Genomic DNA, 14523 nt, shown 5'->3' with positions numbered 1-14523 from the left:
GATGAACGTCGACGAAATCGTCTCTCATTACGACACCCACGGCTACGCCGTCGTGCCGGGCCTGCTGGCCGGCCCCGTGCTGGATGAACTGCTGGAGCTGACCGCCCGGATCGAGGCGCGCGCGGCCGACAGCATCGCCGACGACGCCTGGTTCGATTTCGACCAGGACGCCAATGGCAAGCGCACCATCCAGCGCATCAAGAAGCCCAACCGCATCGATCCCTTCTATGCCCGCCTGGCCGGCCATCCCAAGATCATCGACGTGCTGAACCGGCTGATCGGGCCCAACATCCGCCTGAACCACACCAAGATGAACATGAAGGCGGCCAACGGCGGCGCAGCACTGGAATGGCATCAGGACTGGGCCTTCGCCCCCCACACCAACATGTCCACCTGTGTCGCCTCCATCATGCTGGACGGTGCCTCGGCCGAGAACGGCGCCATGCAGGTCATCCCCGGCAGCCATAAGGGGCCGCTGCTGGACCACCATGACGAGGAAGGCTATTTCGCCGGTGCCGTGGATGTCAGCCAGGTCGCGCTGGACAAGGCCGCCCTGCTGGCCGGCCCGCCGGGCACCGTCAGCTTCCACCACCCCATGACCCTGCACGGCTCCAGTGTCAACCGCTCCGGCAGGTCGCGCCGCATCCTGTTCTACGAATACGCCGCCACCGATGCCTTCCCCCTGTTCTACAAGCTGGATTGGGAGGAGTACGACAGCCGCATCGTCGCCGGCCCGCCGACCAGCGAGGTGCGCTTCGAGCAGAACTACGTGAAGCTGCCGTTCCCGTCGCGTGCCGGCAGCTCCATCTACAAGATCCAGGCGGAATCCAACCGCCGCTATTTCGCGGAGGCGATGTAAGTGGCCACGCGTGAACGGCCCGTGGCCCTGGTCACGGGCGCCAGTGCGGGCACCGGCAGCGAGATAGCCCTGGCGCTGGGCGCCGCCGGCTATGATGTCGCCATCACCGGCCGCCGGACGGAAGCGCTGGAGGAACTGGCCCGCCAGCTGCGCGGGCAGGGGGGCGACGCCCTGGTCCTGACGGTGGACGTGCGCGACGCCGAGGCCCTGGACCAGGCGCTGACCCGTTTCCTGGAATGGACGGGCGGCCGGGTGGACGTGGTGATCAACGCCGCCGGTACCACCGGGCCGCTGTCCCCGCCCATCGGCGAATTCAGCGTGGCGGATTTCGACAACGTCATGGCCACCAACCTGCGCGCGCCCTTCATCGTGCTGTCGCGCCTGCTGCCCGTCATGCGGGCGGCCAAGGGCGGGCGCGTCGTCAACATCGGCGGCAACCACGGCATGCGCGGCCGCGCCGGCCGGTCCAGCTACAGCGCCTCCAAATGGGGCCTGCGCGGCCTGTCGCGCAGCGCCGCGCTGGAGGCGGGGCCCGATGGCGTCACCGTGAACTACATCGCCCCCGGCCCCGTGGCCGTGCCCCGCATGAAGGCCGCCTGGCGCGCCCGGGCGGAACAGGACGGCGTCAGCGAGGATGAGGCGCTGACCCGCTACGTTGCCAACATGGGGATCCCGCTTGGCCGTCCGAGCGAACCGTCGGACATCGTCGCCATGGTCCTGTACCTGGTGGGGCCCGGTGGTCGGAACATCACGGGCCAGGAAATGGTCATCGACGGCGGGGCGACGCTTTAGTTTCGCCCTCAGGCGCCGGGCGGCGGCATCCGCCGCCCTGGCTTCCTCGCTCCGCCCTTCGGTACTCGCTTCGGCGGATGCAGTCGCATCCCAGGAAAAGTGCGGCGCCAGCAAAGAAAAACGCCCCGATCAGCCGGCCGGGGCGTTTCTTGTTGGGATGGCGGGATTTCAGTACAAATCAAAATATTCGCGATGTTCCCAGTCGGTCACCGTGCTGTTGTAGCGGGCGACTTCGGCGCGCTTGATCATGAGGAAGTGATCGACGAAACCGTTGCCAAAGCCGCGGCGCAGGATGTCGCTGCGGTCCAGCAACACCAGGGCGGATTCCAGGCTGGTGGGCAGGGCCTCGGCCTCGGCCATATAGGGGCTGTCGACGGCGGGGGGCGGTTCCTCCCCGGCCTCGATGCCGGCCAGGCCGGTCAGCATCTGGGAGGACAGGTAGAGATAGGGGTTGGCCGCCGGCTCGCCGATGCGGTTCTCGATGCGGGTGGCCCCCGGTTCGCCACGCGCCAGCACGCGCAGCAGGGCGCCCCGGTTGTCCTCCCCCCAGGCCACCCGGTCGGGCGCCAGGCTGTTGGCGCGGTAGCGCTTGTAGCCGTTGATGGTGGGGGTGCTGAACGGCGTGGCCGCCGCGGCACCACGCAGCAGGCCGGCCAGGAACAGCCGGCCGATGCGGGACAGCCCGGGCGCGTCATCCTCTGCCGCGAAGGCGTTGGCGCCGGTCCCGCGGTCGCGCAGGGACTGGTGCAGGTGCCAGCCGCTGGACATGGCGTTGGGCAGCTGCGGCCGGCACATGAAGCTGGCGTGGTAGCCGTGGCGCCGGGTGATCTGCTTAACCGCGTTGCGGAACAGGATCATGTCGTCGGCCGGCTGGATGCCGCTGCCGGGGCTGAACACGAACTCGCACTGGCTGGGCCCGAACTCCAGTTCCAGCGAATGCAGCGGCAGGCCCAGGGCCAAGCAGTCGCGCCGCAGGATGTCCAGCACCGGCTCGATCTGGTCGAAGCGCTGCTCGGTCAGGTAGGCGTAGCCCTGGTGCAGTAGAGAGACCTCCGGCGGCGTGCCCGGCTGCCCGGAATCCGCCGGCGCCAGCTTGGGATCGACCAGCCGGGTCAGATGGAATTCCACCTCCAGCCCGCTGACATAGTCGAAGCCGAGATCGGCCAGCCGCGCCGCCGCCGCCTGCGCGATCCGCCGGGTGGACAGGGCTACCGGCCTGCCGTCGGCGTGGTAGAGGTCGCACATCATCCAGGCGGTGCCCGGTGCCCAGGGCAGGTGCCGGAAGGTGGCGGGGTCGGGCACCATGACCACGTCGCCGCCGCCCTGCAGGTCGGCATTGCCGATGCCGGCTCCGGCGGTGAACACCGGCACCACCGTGCGGTGGGCGGTGTCCTTCAGCAACAGGGTGGAGGTGATGGCGCAACCGTCGCGCAGGGCCCCGGGCATGGCCCCGGGCAGCAGCGTCTTGCCGCGCAGCAGGCCGTGCATGTCGGGGAAGGACAGACGCACCTGCCGCACGTTCTCGCCCTTGAGGCGGGCCAGCACCTCATCCGCCTGCCGCCGCTGCTCGTCCGTCCACAGGCCGTGGCGTTCGATGAAGGCCGGCATCAGGCGCTGGCCTTCACGGGCGCGGTCCACGACGCCTGCGCCCGGCGGCGGGCGTCGGTGCGCTGCCAATAGGCCTGGATGTCCTCGCCCGCTTTGGCCACACCGTCCACGGTGGCGGGGCCGGTGACGCCGGCCGCGGCGGCCGCGTCCAACACCAGCAGGGGCGTTTCACCCTGATCGGACTTGCGTATCTGGCTCATCAGCATCATGCGGTAGGCGACGATGGCCTTGTCGGTCGTGCCCAGGTGCTCGCGCGTGCGATCCTGGATGCGGCCCTGGCTTTCCACGGCCCACTGGTCGTGGACGTTGATGTCCTCGCCCATGCCGGTGTAGGTGCGGCTGCGCTGTTCCACCACGTCATAGCCGTAGTCGTTGTGGCGGCCCAGGCGCGGCTTGTAGTCGGGCAGGGTGTAGAGCTGCAGGCGCTGGCGGCGCATCTCTTCCTTGTTCACGGGCTCGGCGAAGCCGGTGAAGGCGGCGTACCAATAGCAGCTGACATCGTCGATGGGCACATGCCACTGGGTGATGGTCATCGTCTCCGACAGGGGGATGACGAAGGCCTGGGGAAACAGCAGGTTGGTGACGCGCACATGGGTGTCGCCGGTGTTCAGCGCGCGCAGCGAGGTCAGGCGCAGGCCGATGTCCGTCTTCTCCACGCTGATGTCGGGGTTCTCATACTCCCGCAGCACCTGGGTCATGGTCATGTCGCTGTCGGCGGACTGGGCTCGGAACTGGCGGCCATAGCTGCCGGCCGCGTCCTCATCCTCGAAGAAGCGGTGCAGGAAGCTGGCGTGCGCGGGGTCGATGCCCACCTCCAGCGCCTGCAGCCAGTTGCAGTCCAGATAGCCCTTGAAGGCGAAGACGTGGCTGTCCGGGGCGATGAAGCAGTCCAGGTCGGGAAAGGCCGGCGCGTCACCGTCGCCCAGATAGCCGAAGACCATGCCGCTCTTCTCCACCACCGGATAGGCACGCTGGTGGATGCGGGTGCACAGCTTGCTGCCCGCCGGCTCACCCGGGGTTTCGATGCAATTGCCGTTCACGTCGAACAGCCAGCCATGGAACAGGCAGCGCAGGCCGCCGCCCTCCAGCCGGCCGAAGGCCAGGTCGGCGTTGCGGTGGGGGCAGTCGCGATCCAGCAGGCCCAGGCGCCCGGCCTCATCGCGGAACAGCACCATGTCCTGGCCCAGCACGCGCACCGCCTTGGCGGGACGCGCGCCCTCCAGTTCCTCCACCAGGGCGATGGGCTGCCAATAGCGGCGCAGCAGTTTACCCAGCGACGTGTCGGGGCCCGATCGGGTGATCAGCGCGTTCTGTTCGGGAGTCATGCGGTTGCTCCTGTTTTTCCTTGGTGCCAGGCGGCCCTATGCGGTGCCGCGCGCGGGTTCATGCCCCACGCGCGGCTGGTTGCTTGTTTGGTTGGAAGCGGGACCCGTGCCAGTAATTCGCGGGATTGTCGTGCGCCCGCGTGTTTTTCCATAGTATGCACCCGGTGCCGCACGACCCCCGTTGCCCAAACGGCGGCAGGGCGGTGCCGAAACAAACCCGCCGTCGCGTTGTATAGGTCCCGGCCATGACCTATGCTTTGACTGCTCGCTCCATTAGGGATGCCTTACGACATGAGTGTGGAAACGCCTGCCGCCGCCACGCGGACGTTGAAGAATATTGCGATTTTCTGTGGATCGAACACCGGCCTGGGCGACGTGTTCAAGGACGCCGCCGCCCAGTTGGGCGCCACGCTGGCGCGCCGGGGCATCGGCATCGTCTATGGCGGCACGCATAAGGGCCTGATGGGCATCCTGGCCGATGCCGCCCTGGCGGAGGGCGGGCACGTCCACGGTGTCATCACCCGCCGCCTGTTCGAAAAGGACCATCTGCACCCCACGCTCAGCCTGCATGAGATCGTGGACGGCATGCGGGCGCGCAAAGAGCGGATGCTGGCCCTGGCTGACGCCTGTATCGCCCTGCCGGGCGGCATCGGCACCACCGAGGAGTTCATGGAGGCCTGGACCCTGAACCAGCTGGGCGACATCGACAAGCCGGTGGGCCTGCTGAACGTCGGCGGTTATTTCGACGCCTTCATGGCCTTCATCGACACCATGATCGCCCAGCGCTTCCTGCCGCCCGAGCATCGCGCCGGCATCGCCCTGGCCCCGGACGCCGACGGCCTGATCGACCAGTTGCAAGTGTTCCGGAAACCCACCGTGGCCAAATGGCTATAGGCCCCGACCGGGGCCCCGGCGCCTGAGGGGATCAGCGAGAGCTGATCCACAGACTTTTCGTCTCCAAATGCTCATCCAGGTGGGCACGGCCGTATTCGCGGCCATAGCCGCTGGCCTTCATGCCGCCGGACGGCATGGCCGGGTCGATGGCGTTGTAGCAATTGACCCAGACCGATCCGGCGCGCAGGCGCCGGCCCAGGCGATGGGCCCGGCCCACGTCGCGCGTCCACACCCCGGCACCCAGGCCGAAGGGGGTGGCGTTGGCGCGGGTGACGACCTCATCCTCGGTGGTGAAGGGCAGGGTGGCCAGGATGGGGCCGAAAATCTCCTCCCGCACCGCGCGCATGTCGTCGCGCGCGTCCACCAGCACGGTGGGCGGGAAGAAGAAACCCTGGCCGTAGCCGGCGCCGTCCAGGCGGGCGCCGCCGCTGATGGCCGTGGCGCCGGCGGCCCGGGCGTCATCCATGTGCCCGCAGACGCGGGCCAGCTGGCGGGCGCTGACCAGGGGGCCCAGGTCCGTGTCCGGATCCATGCCGTCACCGATGCGCAAGGTTCCGGCTATCCGCGCCACCCGTTCCGCGAACTCCCGGTGCACGGATTGCTCGACGAACAGGCGGGTGCCGGCGCTGCACACCTGGCCGGAGTTGGCGAAGGCGGCGATGACGGCGGTGCGGGCGGCGGCGTCCAGGTCGGCGTCGGCGAAGACGATGTTGGGCGACTTGCCGCCCAGCTCCAGCGACAGCTTTTTCAGATTGGCACCGGCGGCGGCCGCGATGGCGCGGCCGGTGGTGTCGGACCCGGTGAAGGCCAGCTTGTCGATGGCCGGATGGGCCGCCAGGGCGGCGCCCGCCTCAGCCCCGAAACCGGTGACGACGTTGAAGACGCCGGGCGGCACGCCGGCCTCCTCCGCCAGACGCGCCAGCATCAGCGGTGCCAGCGAGGCGTCCTCCGCCGGCTTCAACACCAGGGTGCAGCCGGTGGCCAGCACGGGGCCCAGCTTGAGGACGGAGGCCCACAGCGGCCCGTTCCAGGGGATGATGGCGCCGCAGACGCCCACCGGCTCCCGCAGGGTGCAGGCGAACATGTCGGGGTCGGACGGCTGGGCCGTCAGCCCCTCGATCCCCCGCGCCATGCCGGCGTAATAGCGCAGCAGATCGACCAGCAGGGCCACGCTGCCGCGCGTGTGCCGGATGGGCGACCCCATTTCCAAGGTGTCGATGCGGGCGAAATCCTCCGCGTCCCGCTCCAGCAGGTCCGCCAGGCGCAGCAGCAGGCGCTGCCGGTCGGCGGGGGAGAAGCGGGGCCAGGCGCCATCCTCGAACGCCGTGCGGGCGGCGGTGACGGCGGCGTCGATCTCCCGTGCCGTGCCGCGCGCGACGGTGGCCAGCACCTGGCCGTTGGCGGGGTTGCGCGTCTCGAAGACTGCGTCCGTCGCCTGCCAGCGGCCGCCGATGAACAGGGCCTTGGGCTGGCCATCCAGGAAAGGGTGCGCGGGGGAGGGGGCGCTCATGCGCGGGGCCGGAAGCTGATGGCTTGCGCGCCCTCCCACAGGACCTTGCGGCCCAGGGCCGGCAACTGCTGCTGGCCCTCGACGATGGTCAGGAAGTGGTTGCCCGCCAGGGGGCCCAGCTTGCTGGCGAAGGCGACGCCGCCGTAGGCCAGCAGGATCTCGGTTTCGCTGTAGCCGCCGGGATAGAAGATGAACTGCCCCGGGGCGGGATGGCGGGTGGCGTTCTCCCACGGCAGGTCATAGGGCGTATCGCCCATGGGGATCCAGCAGCCCTCGCCGCTCCACCGCACGTGGATCAGCTTCTCGTCATAGGGCTGCATGGCCAGGAAGCGGGCGCAGGTGACGGGTGCCAGCTCTTCCTCCAGCCGGGCGGCGAAGCGGAAGCCGCCGGCGGTGATGTCGATCAGGGTCATGGGACGTTTCCTAGGGCTTGGGGCTTGGGTCAGCGGGCGGCGGCCAGGCGATTGAAGCCCCGCTCCAGATCGGCGATCAGATCCTCGGGGTCTTCCAGGCCGACATGCAGGCGCAAGGACGGTCCCGGCGCCTCCCACGTCACGGCGGAGCGGAGGTCGGACGGGTAGGTCGGCACCACCAGGCTTTCATACCCGCCCCAGCTGTAGCCCAGCTTGAACAGGTCCATATGGTCCAGCATGGCGGCGAACTGCGTGTCCGTGCAGGCGTTCAGCACCACGCCGAACAGGCCGGAGGCACCGTCATAGTCGCGCTTCCAGATGGCATGGCCGGGGTCGTCGGGCAGGGCCGGGTACATCACCCGCGCCACCTCCGCGCGCTGCTGCAGCCACAGGGCCACGCGCAGGGCCGATTCCTGGTGCCGCTTCATGCGCAGCGCCAGGGTGCGCAGGCCGCGCAGGGCCATGTAGACATCATCCGGCCCGCCGCAATAGCCGGAGCCCGAGGCCGTCTTCTTCACGGGGATGAAGGCCTCCTCCGTGCAAACGGCGATGCCCAGCATCAGGTCGGAATGGCCGGAGATGTACTTGGTGGCGGCGTTGACCGACACATCGACGCCATGCTCCAGCGGACGGAAGCACACGGGCGAGGCCCAGGTGTTGTCCATGATGGTCTTGATGCCCCGCGCCCGGCACAGCTTGGTGATCGCCGGCACGTCCGTCATCTCGAAGGTCAGTGAGCCGGGGGATTCCAAATAGACGACCTTGGTGTTGGGCTGGAACAGCGCTTCGATCCCGGCGCCGATGGTGGGGCGGTAGTAGGTGATCTCCACGCCGAACTTGCGCAGGAAATCCTCACAGAAGGCGCGGGCCGGGCCGTACAGGCTGTCGACGATCAGCAGGTGGTCGCCGGCCGACAGGAAGGCGGTGAGCGAGGCGCAGATGGCGCCCAGCCCGCAGGAGGTGGTGACGGCGCGGTAACCGCCCTCCAGCAGGGTCACGGCGTCCTCCAAGGCGCGGGTCGTCTCCGTCCCTTCGCGCCCATAGGTGAAGCCGACATAGGCGCCGGACGCCCGGTCCTTGCGGGTTTCCAGCAGCGCTTCCACGCTGTCGAACAGGACGGTGGAGCAATGATAGACGGGCGGGTTCACGACGCCGTGATTGGCCTTCGGGTCGCGGCCCGCGTGCAGGATCTGCGTTTCGCGCCGAAAGCCGGTCAAATTGCTCATGTCTCAAGCTCTCCTTAAATCACCATGCCCTAAACGACCATACCGGCATCGACGACGATGTCCTGGCCCGTCATCATCCGCCCGCCCGGGCCCAGCAGGTGCAGCATGGCGGCGGCGACGTCATCCTCGCCGACCAGCCGCCCCAGCGCCGTGCCGGCGGTGAAGCGCTTCAGCGGCGCGTCCTCGGGCTCGCCATTGGCCGCCGCCGATTGGCGGAACAGCCGGCGCAGCCGTTCGCCGTCCACGCCGCCGGGCGAGATCATGTTGACCGTGACCCCATGCGGGGCGGCGTCCAGCGCGGCGGACCGCACCAGCCCGCGCAGCGCCCATTTTGAGGAGGCGTAGACGGAAAAGCCGGCCACCCCCTTGTGGCCATAGGTGCCGCCGATGACGATGACCTTGCCGCCGCCGCGCGCCACCATGCCGGGCAGGGTGGCCGTCAGGCTGTTCAGCACCCCCAGCACATTGGTGTCGAAGCAGTGACGGTAGGTGTCGGCGGAATTGCTCCAGATGGGCGCGCGCGGCGAGCTGACGCCTGCGGCGCAGACGATGATGTCCAGCGGGCCCAAGCGCGCTTCGGCCTCGGCGGCGGCGGCCTTCATCGCCTGTTCGTCGGTGACGTCGGCGCTGAGCGCGCAGACCGGGCCGCCGCGGGCCTGCAAATGATCGAAGGCCATCGCCCCCGCCTGCGGGTCGCGGCCGATCACGGCGACGGCGCAGCCGGCATCCACCAGGGTGCGCGCCAGCATCAGGCCCAGCCCCCGCGTTCCCCCCGTCACCAGTGCGACCTTGCCCGCTAGTGCGCCCGCCAGTACCCGTTCCATGGTCCGACCTAAAATTCCCTTGTTCCATAGGATCACTAATGCGCCGGCAGGGTCGGGCAAAAGTGATCATTTGGCCACGGCGTCTGTAGAAAAAAGCACCGCCCCGGCCTCTTGTGTTGCCGTAATCATCAACAGGACCGCCCGCCAGACCCGGCCGGCGGCGTCACAAGACAATTTGGCGGATAGGGTAACATGCAGCACGACGTCCTGATCGTCGGCGCGGGGCACGGCGGTGCCCAGGCGGCCATTGCGCTGCGCCAGCGGGGTTACACCGGCGGCATCGCCCTGATGGGGGATGAGCCGGAGCTGCCCTACGAACGCCCGCCCTTGACCAAGGACTACCTGTCCGGCGCCAAGCCGTTCGAGCGCATCCTGATCCGCCCCGCCACCTTTTGGCAGGCGCGCGGCGTCACCCTGCTGCCGGGGCGGCGGGTGGTGGCGGTGGACGCGACGGCCCATACCGTGACCACAGCTGGGGGCGAGGTCTTCGGCTATGGCCAGCTGGTCTGGGCGGCCGGCGGCCAAGCCCGGCGCCTGGCCTGCGCGGGCGGCGATCTGGCCGGTGTGCATACCGTACGCACCCGCGCCGACGCCGATGCCCTGCGAGCGGAGCTGCCGGCGACGGAGCAGGCGGTGGTGATCGGCGGCGGCTACGTCGGGCTGGAGGCGGCGGCGGTGCTGCGCGCGGCGGGCAAGTCCATCGTCCTTCTGGAACGGGCGGACCGCGTGCTGGCCCGCGTGGCAGGGGACGCGCTGTCCCGCTTCTATGAAGGTGAACACCGCGCGCAGGGCGTGGACCTGCGCCTGGGCGCCCAGGTGAAGGACATCGTCGGCGATGGGCGGCGGGTGACCGGCGTGCGGCTGGTGGACGGCGCCCTGATACCGGCGCAGATGGTGGTGGCGGGCATCGGCATCACCCCGGCGGTGGAGCCTCTGCTGGCGGCGGGGGCCGAGGGGGGCGACGGTGTCGCGGTCGATGCTTTCTGCGCTACCTCGCTGCCTGATATCCGCGCCATCGGCGATTGTGCCCTGCACGCCAACGCCTATGCCGACGGCCGGCGCATCCGCCTGGAATCGGTGCAGAACGCCAACGACATGGCGATCACCGTGGCCAAGGCGCTGACCGGGGCGGCGGAGCCCTATCACGCGGTGCCGTGGTTCTGGTCCAACCAATATGACCTGAAGTTGCAGACCGTGGGCCTGTCGGCCGGTCATGACGCGGCCGTCCTGCGGGGCGACCCGGCGGCGCGCAGCTTTTCCATCGTCTATTTCCGCGCCGGCCGGGTGGTGGCCTTGGATTGCGTCAACGCCATCCGCGACTACACCCAGGGCCGCGCCCTGGTGGAGGGTGGTGCCCGCTGTGACCCGGCCGCCGTGGCCGACATCCGCGTTCCGCTGAAGGACCTGGCCGCCGCCGCGTGACCGGTTTCATTTCTTGCCTGGCTTCATTTTTCCTGGGGGATAGGGACACCCATGCCGATCATCACCGTTGTCAACCGGGACGGCACCGGCCGCGCCGTCGAGATGGACACGGGCATGACCCTGATGGAGGGCTTGCGCGACCATGGCTTCGATGAGGTGCTGGCCATGTGCGGCGGTTGCTGTTCCTGCGCCACGTGTCACGTCTATGTCGAGCCGGCATCGACGGCGGCGGGCGAGGAGGACGAGTTGCTGGCCCTGTCCGCGCATCGCCGTGATAATTCGCGGCTGTCCTGCCAGATCACGCTGACGCCGGACCATGACGGTCTGCGGGTGGAGATTCCACCGGAGGATTGACTGGCATTTCGCGGGCAAAACCAACTATTGCGCTGGCGGGATACTGCAACAGTGATCATTCGGCCACGGTGCCGTCAGGAAAAAGCACCGCATTGCCTTGTCGTGTTGCCGTAATCATCATCGCAACGGGCCGTCCGTCCTGAGCACTGGGCCGCCCGATGGGGTGGGCTCAAAGAATAGTCTCGGAGGTTGAAATGAGCAGAAGCGAACGCAGCGCGGACGATATTACCGCCGCCAGCGCCATTTCCCTGGCTGAATTACCTCTAATCGATTTCGCGCCCTTCCTGTCGGGTGATGCGGCTGCGCGCGGCCGGGTGGCTGCCGAGATCGCGCACGCTTGTGAGGAGATTGGCTTCTTCTACCTGGCGGGTCACGGTGTGCCGCAGGCGACGGTGGATGGCATTTTCAGCCAGGCCGACGCCTTCTTCTCCCGCGACAAGGCGGACCGCCGCACAGCCATGGCGACGCCGGACTGGTATCGCGGCTGGATCCCCGCGCCGGAGGCCCAGCCCCTGTCGCGCAACACCCGCATGTTCGAGCAGTATCGCCTGCAGCACGAATGGCCGGCCAACCCGCGCGACATGCGGCACGCCGACATCTTCGACAAGCCCAACCGCTGGCCCGACGACATGCCGGCCTTCAAGCGGGCCAGCGAGGACTACCTGGCCGCCATGCTGACCTTTTCCCGCGAGCTGCTGCGCGCCTTCGCCCTGGGCCTGGGCGTGGCGGAGGACCGTTTCGACGATTGCTTCCACCAGCCAGCCTCGCAGTTGAGCATGAACTATTATCCCCAGTTGCCCGTGGATGCGCAGGATGAGGTGTCCAACATGGTGGCCCACACGGACGAAGGGCCGTTCACCGTCCTGGCGCAGCAGGATGTCGGTGGGCTGGAGGTGAAGCGTCGTGACGGCGTGTGGATCCAGGCGCCGCCGGTGCGGGGTGCCTTCACCATCAATGTCGGCGACATGATGATGTGGTGGTCCAACGGTCGCTTCCTGTCCAACTATCACCGCGTGCGCAACCGCGACGGCGCCCGCCGCTTCTCCGTGCCCTACTTCGCCAACCCCGATCGCGAGGTCATCGTGGCCCCGCTGCCCGAACTGCTGGCGGGTGCCGAGCCGAAGTACAAACCCGTGCGCGTCGCCGACCATCTGGCCCGCTTCTATTCCACGCTGTCCAAGAATCCCCATGACATCTACAACTGACTGCGGCCCGTCCGCGCCCAAGGGGGCGCGCATCGGCGCCGACATTGGCGGCACCTTCACCGACATCGTGCTGGAGGTGGGCGACCGCCGGCATTCCACGAAGCTGCTGACCACCTACGATGCGCCGGAGCGCGCCTTGCTGGACGGCGTGCGCCTGTTGCTGGACGAGGCGGGCGTGGCGCCGGCCGAGGTGTCGCTGGTGGTGCACGGAACCACGCTGGCGACCAACGCCCTGATCGAACGGCGGGGCGTGCCTACCGCCCTGCTGACCACCGGGGGCTTCCGCGACGTCTTGGCCCTGGGCAGCGAAAGCCGCTTCGACCAGTACGACATCGGCATGGAAAAGCCCCAGCCCCTGGTCCCGCGCCGGCTGCGCGTGGGCGTGGCGGAGCGTATGGACGCGCGCGGCCAGGTGCTGGTGCCGCTGGATGGCGATGCGGTGCGCGCCGCGGCGGCCCAGTGGCGGGCGCAGGGTATCCGCAGCGTGGCTGTCGCCTTCCTGCACAGCTACGCCAACGATAGCCATGAGATTCTGGCGGCGGAAATCCTGGCGGCGGAGATGCCGGGCGTCAGCCTGTCGCTGTCGTCGGAAGTCTCGCCCGAGATGCGGGAGTATGAGCGCTTCTCCACCACCGTCGCCAACGCCTACGTCCAGCCGCTGGTCGATGCCTATCTGCATCGCCTGGATGACAAGCTGAAGGCCATGGGCTTCACCTGCCCGCTGTACCTGATGCTGTCGTCCGGCGGCTTGACCACCGTGGACGCCGCGGCCCGCTATCCCGTGCGGCTGGTGGAAAGCGGGCCGGCCGGCGGCGCCATCTTCGCGGCATCGGTGGCGGCGGAGCGGGGCGTGGGCCAGGTGGTGGCCCTGGACGTCGGCGGCACCACCGCCAAGATCTGCCTGATCAACGACGGCACGCCCCAAACCTCGCAGGTGTTCGAGGTCGGCCGCGCCCACCGCTTCCGCAAGGGCAGCGGCCTGCCGTTGCGCATTCCGGTGGTGGAGATGGTGGAGATCGGCGCCGGTGGCGGCTCCATCGCCTCGGTCGACAATGCCGGCCGCCTGGCCGTGGGACCGCACAGCGCCGGCTCCGAACCGGGCCCCGCCGCCTATGGCCGGGGCGGCACCCGCCCCACCGTGACGGACGCCGACATCACCCTGGGCCGCATCGACCCCTCGCGCTTCGCCGGCGGCAAGGTCACGCTGAACGCCGGCGCCTCGCACGACGCCCTAGCGGCCTTGGGCATCTGGGATGGCAAGGCGGAGACGCTGGCCATCGGCGTCAGCGAGATCGTGGACGAAACCATGGCCAGTGCGGCCCGTGTCCACGCGGTGGAACAGGGCATGACCCTGGACGACCGCAGCCTGATCGCCTTCGGGGGCGCCGCCCCCCTGCACGCCGCACGCTTCGCCGAGAAGCTGGGCATCCGCGAGGTCATCATCCCGTCGGGTGCGGGTGTCGGCTCCGCCATCGGCTTCCTGCGGGCGCCGGTGTCCTATGAAATGGCGCGCAGCCTGACCCTGCGGCTGGACCAGTTGGACCTCGATCGGCTCAACGGCCTGCTGGACGGCATGACGGCCGAGGCACGGGCCCTGGTGGAGGCGGGCGCCCCAGGGGCGGCCCAGGTGGAACGACGCACCTGCCTGGCTCGCTACAAGGGCCAGGGCTATGAGATCCCCTTCGAGATCCCGGCCCGCACTCTGGGTGAGGGCGACGTGGACCTGTTGCGTGCGGCGTTCGAGACGGCCTACCGCACCCAGTACGGTGGCGTGACCCTGGACCTGCCCATCGAGGCGCTGACCTGGCGTGTCACCGTGGGATCGCCCGCCTGGAAGCCGAAGGATACGGCGGTGGTGACGGCCACCCGCGACCTGGAGGTCACGGAGCGGCGGCCGGTGATCGACCCCGACAGCGGTGTCGCGCTGCCCTTCGCCCTGGTGCGGCGCGAGGTCCTGCGGCCGGGCGACCGGGTCAAGGGCCCGGCGCTGATTACCGAGCGGGAGACCACGACCGTGGTCTCCCCCCGTTTCGATGCCTGGATGGACGCCAACGGCTATCTCATCCTGACCCGGCGTGAGGAAGGTTAACC

Annotated in this window: 13 protein-coding genes; 7 read left to right on the top strand and 6 right to left on the bottom strand. The window is 69.0% G+C overall.

Annotation, left to right across the window (positions count from 1 at the left end; all coding sequences use genetic code 11):
• The first annotated feature begins 1 nt into the window (after position 1).
• Positions 2 to 859 (top strand): phytanoyl-CoA dioxygenase family protein, encoded by an 858-nt coding sequence (locus tag FBZ89_RS20860; RefSeq protein WP_145751819.1) that lies wholly within the window; start codon positions 2 to 4, stop codon positions 857 to 859.
• On the top strand, positions 860 to 1651 hold the full coding sequence (locus FBZ89_RS20855) for an SDR family NAD(P)-dependent oxidoreductase (protein ID WP_145751818.1): 792 nt from the start codon (positions 860 to 862) through the stop codon (positions 1649 to 1651).
• Positions 1652 to 1819: 168 nt separating this feature from the next.
• Here FBZ89_RS20855 and FBZ89_RS20850 read toward each other — a convergent pair whose 3' ends face one another.
• On the bottom strand, positions 1820 to 3289 hold the full coding sequence (locus FBZ89_RS20850) for a glutamine synthetase family protein (RefSeq protein ID WP_211115298.1): 1470 nt from the start codon (positions 3287 to 3289) through the stop codon (positions 1820 to 1822).
• The gene (locus FBZ89_RS20845; RefSeq protein WP_145751816.1) at positions 3259 to 4584 is read right to left on the bottom strand and encodes an aromatic ring-hydroxylating dioxygenase subunit alpha; all 1326 of its coding nucleotides are present in this window, start codon (positions 4582 to 4584) and stop codon (positions 3259 to 3261) included. The genes FBZ89_RS20850 and FBZ89_RS20845 overlap by 31 nt, the downstream gene beginning before the upstream one ends.
• Positions 4585 to 4875: 291 nt before the next feature.
• Between FBZ89_RS20845 and FBZ89_RS20840 the strand changes: the two genes are divergently transcribed.
• Positions 4876 to 5478 carry an LOG family protein gene (locus FBZ89_RS20840; protein WP_211115297.1) on the top strand — a complete coding sequence of 201 codons (603 nt, stop codon included), beginning with the start codon at positions 4876 to 4878 and terminating at the stop codon, positions 5476 to 5478.
• A gap of 31 nt (positions 5479 to 5509) precedes the next feature.
• Here the strand turns inward: FBZ89_RS20840 and FBZ89_RS20835 are convergent, their stop codons facing one another.
• The 4 genes from FBZ89_RS20835 to FBZ89_RS20820 are packed head-to-tail and all read right to left on the bottom strand — an operon-like array spanning position 5510 to position 9451.
• Positions 5510 to 6988, bottom strand: coding sequence for an aldehyde dehydrogenase family protein (locus FBZ89_RS20835; protein ID WP_186457481.1), 1479 nt, complete (start codon positions 6986 to 6988; stop codon positions 5510 to 5512).
• Positions 6985 to 7401, bottom strand: a complete 417-nt coding sequence (locus tag FBZ89_RS20830; RefSeq protein WP_088874452.1) for a DUF3830 family protein — start codon at positions 7399 to 7401, stop codon at positions 6985 to 6987. The genes FBZ89_RS20835 and FBZ89_RS20830 overlap by 4 nt, the downstream gene beginning before the upstream one ends.
• A 29-nt stretch (positions 7402 to 7430) precedes the next feature.
• The gene (metC, locus tag FBZ89_RS20825; protein ID WP_145751811.1) at positions 7431 to 8627 is read right to left on the bottom strand and encodes a cystathionine beta-lyase; all 1197 of its coding nucleotides are present in this window, start codon (positions 8625 to 8627) and stop codon (positions 7431 to 7433) included.
• A 29-nt stretch (positions 8628 to 8656) separates the two neighbouring features.
• Positions 8657 to 9451, bottom strand: coding sequence for an SDR family NAD(P)-dependent oxidoreductase (locus FBZ89_RS20820; RefSeq protein ID WP_145751809.1), 795 nt, complete (start codon positions 9449 to 9451; stop codon positions 8657 to 8659).
• A gap of 192 nt (positions 9452 to 9643) precedes the next feature.
• Here FBZ89_RS20820 and FBZ89_RS20815 point away from each other — a divergent pair, with 192 nt between their 5' ends.
• The 4 genes from FBZ89_RS20815 to FBZ89_RS20800 all read left to right on the top strand — a co-directional run bounded on the left by FBZ89_RS20815 (position 9644) and on the right by FBZ89_RS20800 (position 14521).
• Complete coding sequence (locus FBZ89_RS20815) at positions 9644 to 10873, top strand: NAD(P)/FAD-dependent oxidoreductase (RefSeq protein WP_145751807.1); 1230 nt, start codon at positions 9644 to 9646, stop codon at positions 10871 to 10873.
• Positions 10874 to 10924: 51 nt separating this feature from the next.
• Positions 10925 to 11227 (top strand): 2Fe-2S iron-sulfur cluster-binding protein, encoded by a 303-nt coding sequence (locus tag FBZ89_RS20810; protein ID WP_145751805.1) that lies wholly within the window; start codon positions 10925 to 10927, stop codon positions 11225 to 11227.
• Between the two features lie 194 nt (positions 11228 to 11421).
• The gene (locus tag FBZ89_RS20805; RefSeq protein WP_145751803.1) at positions 11422 to 12432 is read left to right on the top strand and encodes an isopenicillin N synthase family dioxygenase; all 1011 of its coding nucleotides are present in this window, start codon (positions 11422 to 11424) and stop codon (positions 12430 to 12432) included.
• Positions 12416 to 14521 (top strand): hydantoinase/oxoprolinase family protein, encoded by a 2106-nt coding sequence (locus FBZ89_RS20800; protein WP_145751801.1) that lies wholly within the window; start codon positions 12416 to 12418, stop codon positions 14519 to 14521. The genes FBZ89_RS20805 and FBZ89_RS20800 overlap by 17 nt, the downstream gene beginning before the upstream one ends.
• The last annotated feature ends 2 nt before the right edge of the window (positions 14522 to 14523 follow it).

This window comes from Nitrospirillum amazonense (assembly GCF_007828045.1).
In the GTDB taxonomy this organism is placed as follows: domain Bacteria; phylum Pseudomonadota; class Alphaproteobacteria; order Azospirillales; family Azospirillaceae; genus Nitrospirillum; species Nitrospirillum amazonense_C.
Note: the sequence above shows the minus strand (reverse complement) of the source record. Positions and strands in the feature narration are given on the sequence as shown.

What these genes read in the sequence shown, in the direction of transcription:
- FBZ89_RS20835 (WP_186457481.1), bottom strand. Translation starts at nt 6,988, where the DNA reads ATGAGCGCCCCCTCCCCCGCGCACCCTTTCCTGGATGGCCAGCCCAAG.
- FBZ89_RS20830 (WP_088874452.1), bottom strand. Translation starts at nt 7,401, where the DNA reads ATGACCCTGATCGACATCACCGCCGGCGGCTTCCGCTTCGCCGCCCGG.
- FBZ89_RS20800 (WP_145751801.1), top strand. Translation starts at nt 12,416, where the DNA reads ATGACATCTACAACTGACTGCGGCCCGTCCGCGCCCAAGGGGGCGCGC.
- FBZ89_RS20805 (WP_145751803.1), top strand. Translation starts at nt 11,422, where the DNA reads ATGAGCAGAAGCGAACGCAGCGCGGACGATATTACCGCCGCCAGCGCC.
- FBZ89_RS20840 (WP_211115297.1), top strand. Translation starts at nt 4,876, where the DNA reads ATGAGTGTGGAAACGCCTGCCGCCGCCACGCGGACGTTGAAGAATATT.
- FBZ89_RS20820 (WP_145751809.1), bottom strand. Translation starts at nt 9,451, where the DNA reads ATGGAACGGGTACTGGCGGGCGCACTAGCGGGCAAGGTCGCACTGGTG.
- metC (WP_145751811.1), bottom strand. Translation starts at nt 8,627, where the DNA reads ATGAGCAATTTGACCGGCTTTCGGCGCGAAACGCAGATCCTGCACGCG.
- FBZ89_RS20860 (WP_145751819.1), top strand. Translation starts at nt 2, where the DNA reads ATGAACGTCGACGAAATCGTCTCTCATTACGACACCCACGGCTACGCC.
- FBZ89_RS20810 (WP_145751805.1), top strand. Translation starts at nt 10,925, where the DNA reads ATGCCGATCATCACCGTTGTCAACCGGGACGGCACCGGCCGCGCCGTC.
- FBZ89_RS20845 (WP_145751816.1), bottom strand. Translation starts at nt 4,584, where the DNA reads ATGACTCCCGAACAGAACGCGCTGATCACCCGATCGGGCCCCGACACG.
- FBZ89_RS20815 (WP_145751807.1), top strand. Translation starts at nt 9,644, where the DNA reads ATGCAGCACGACGTCCTGATCGTCGGCGCGGGGCACGGCGGTGCCCAG.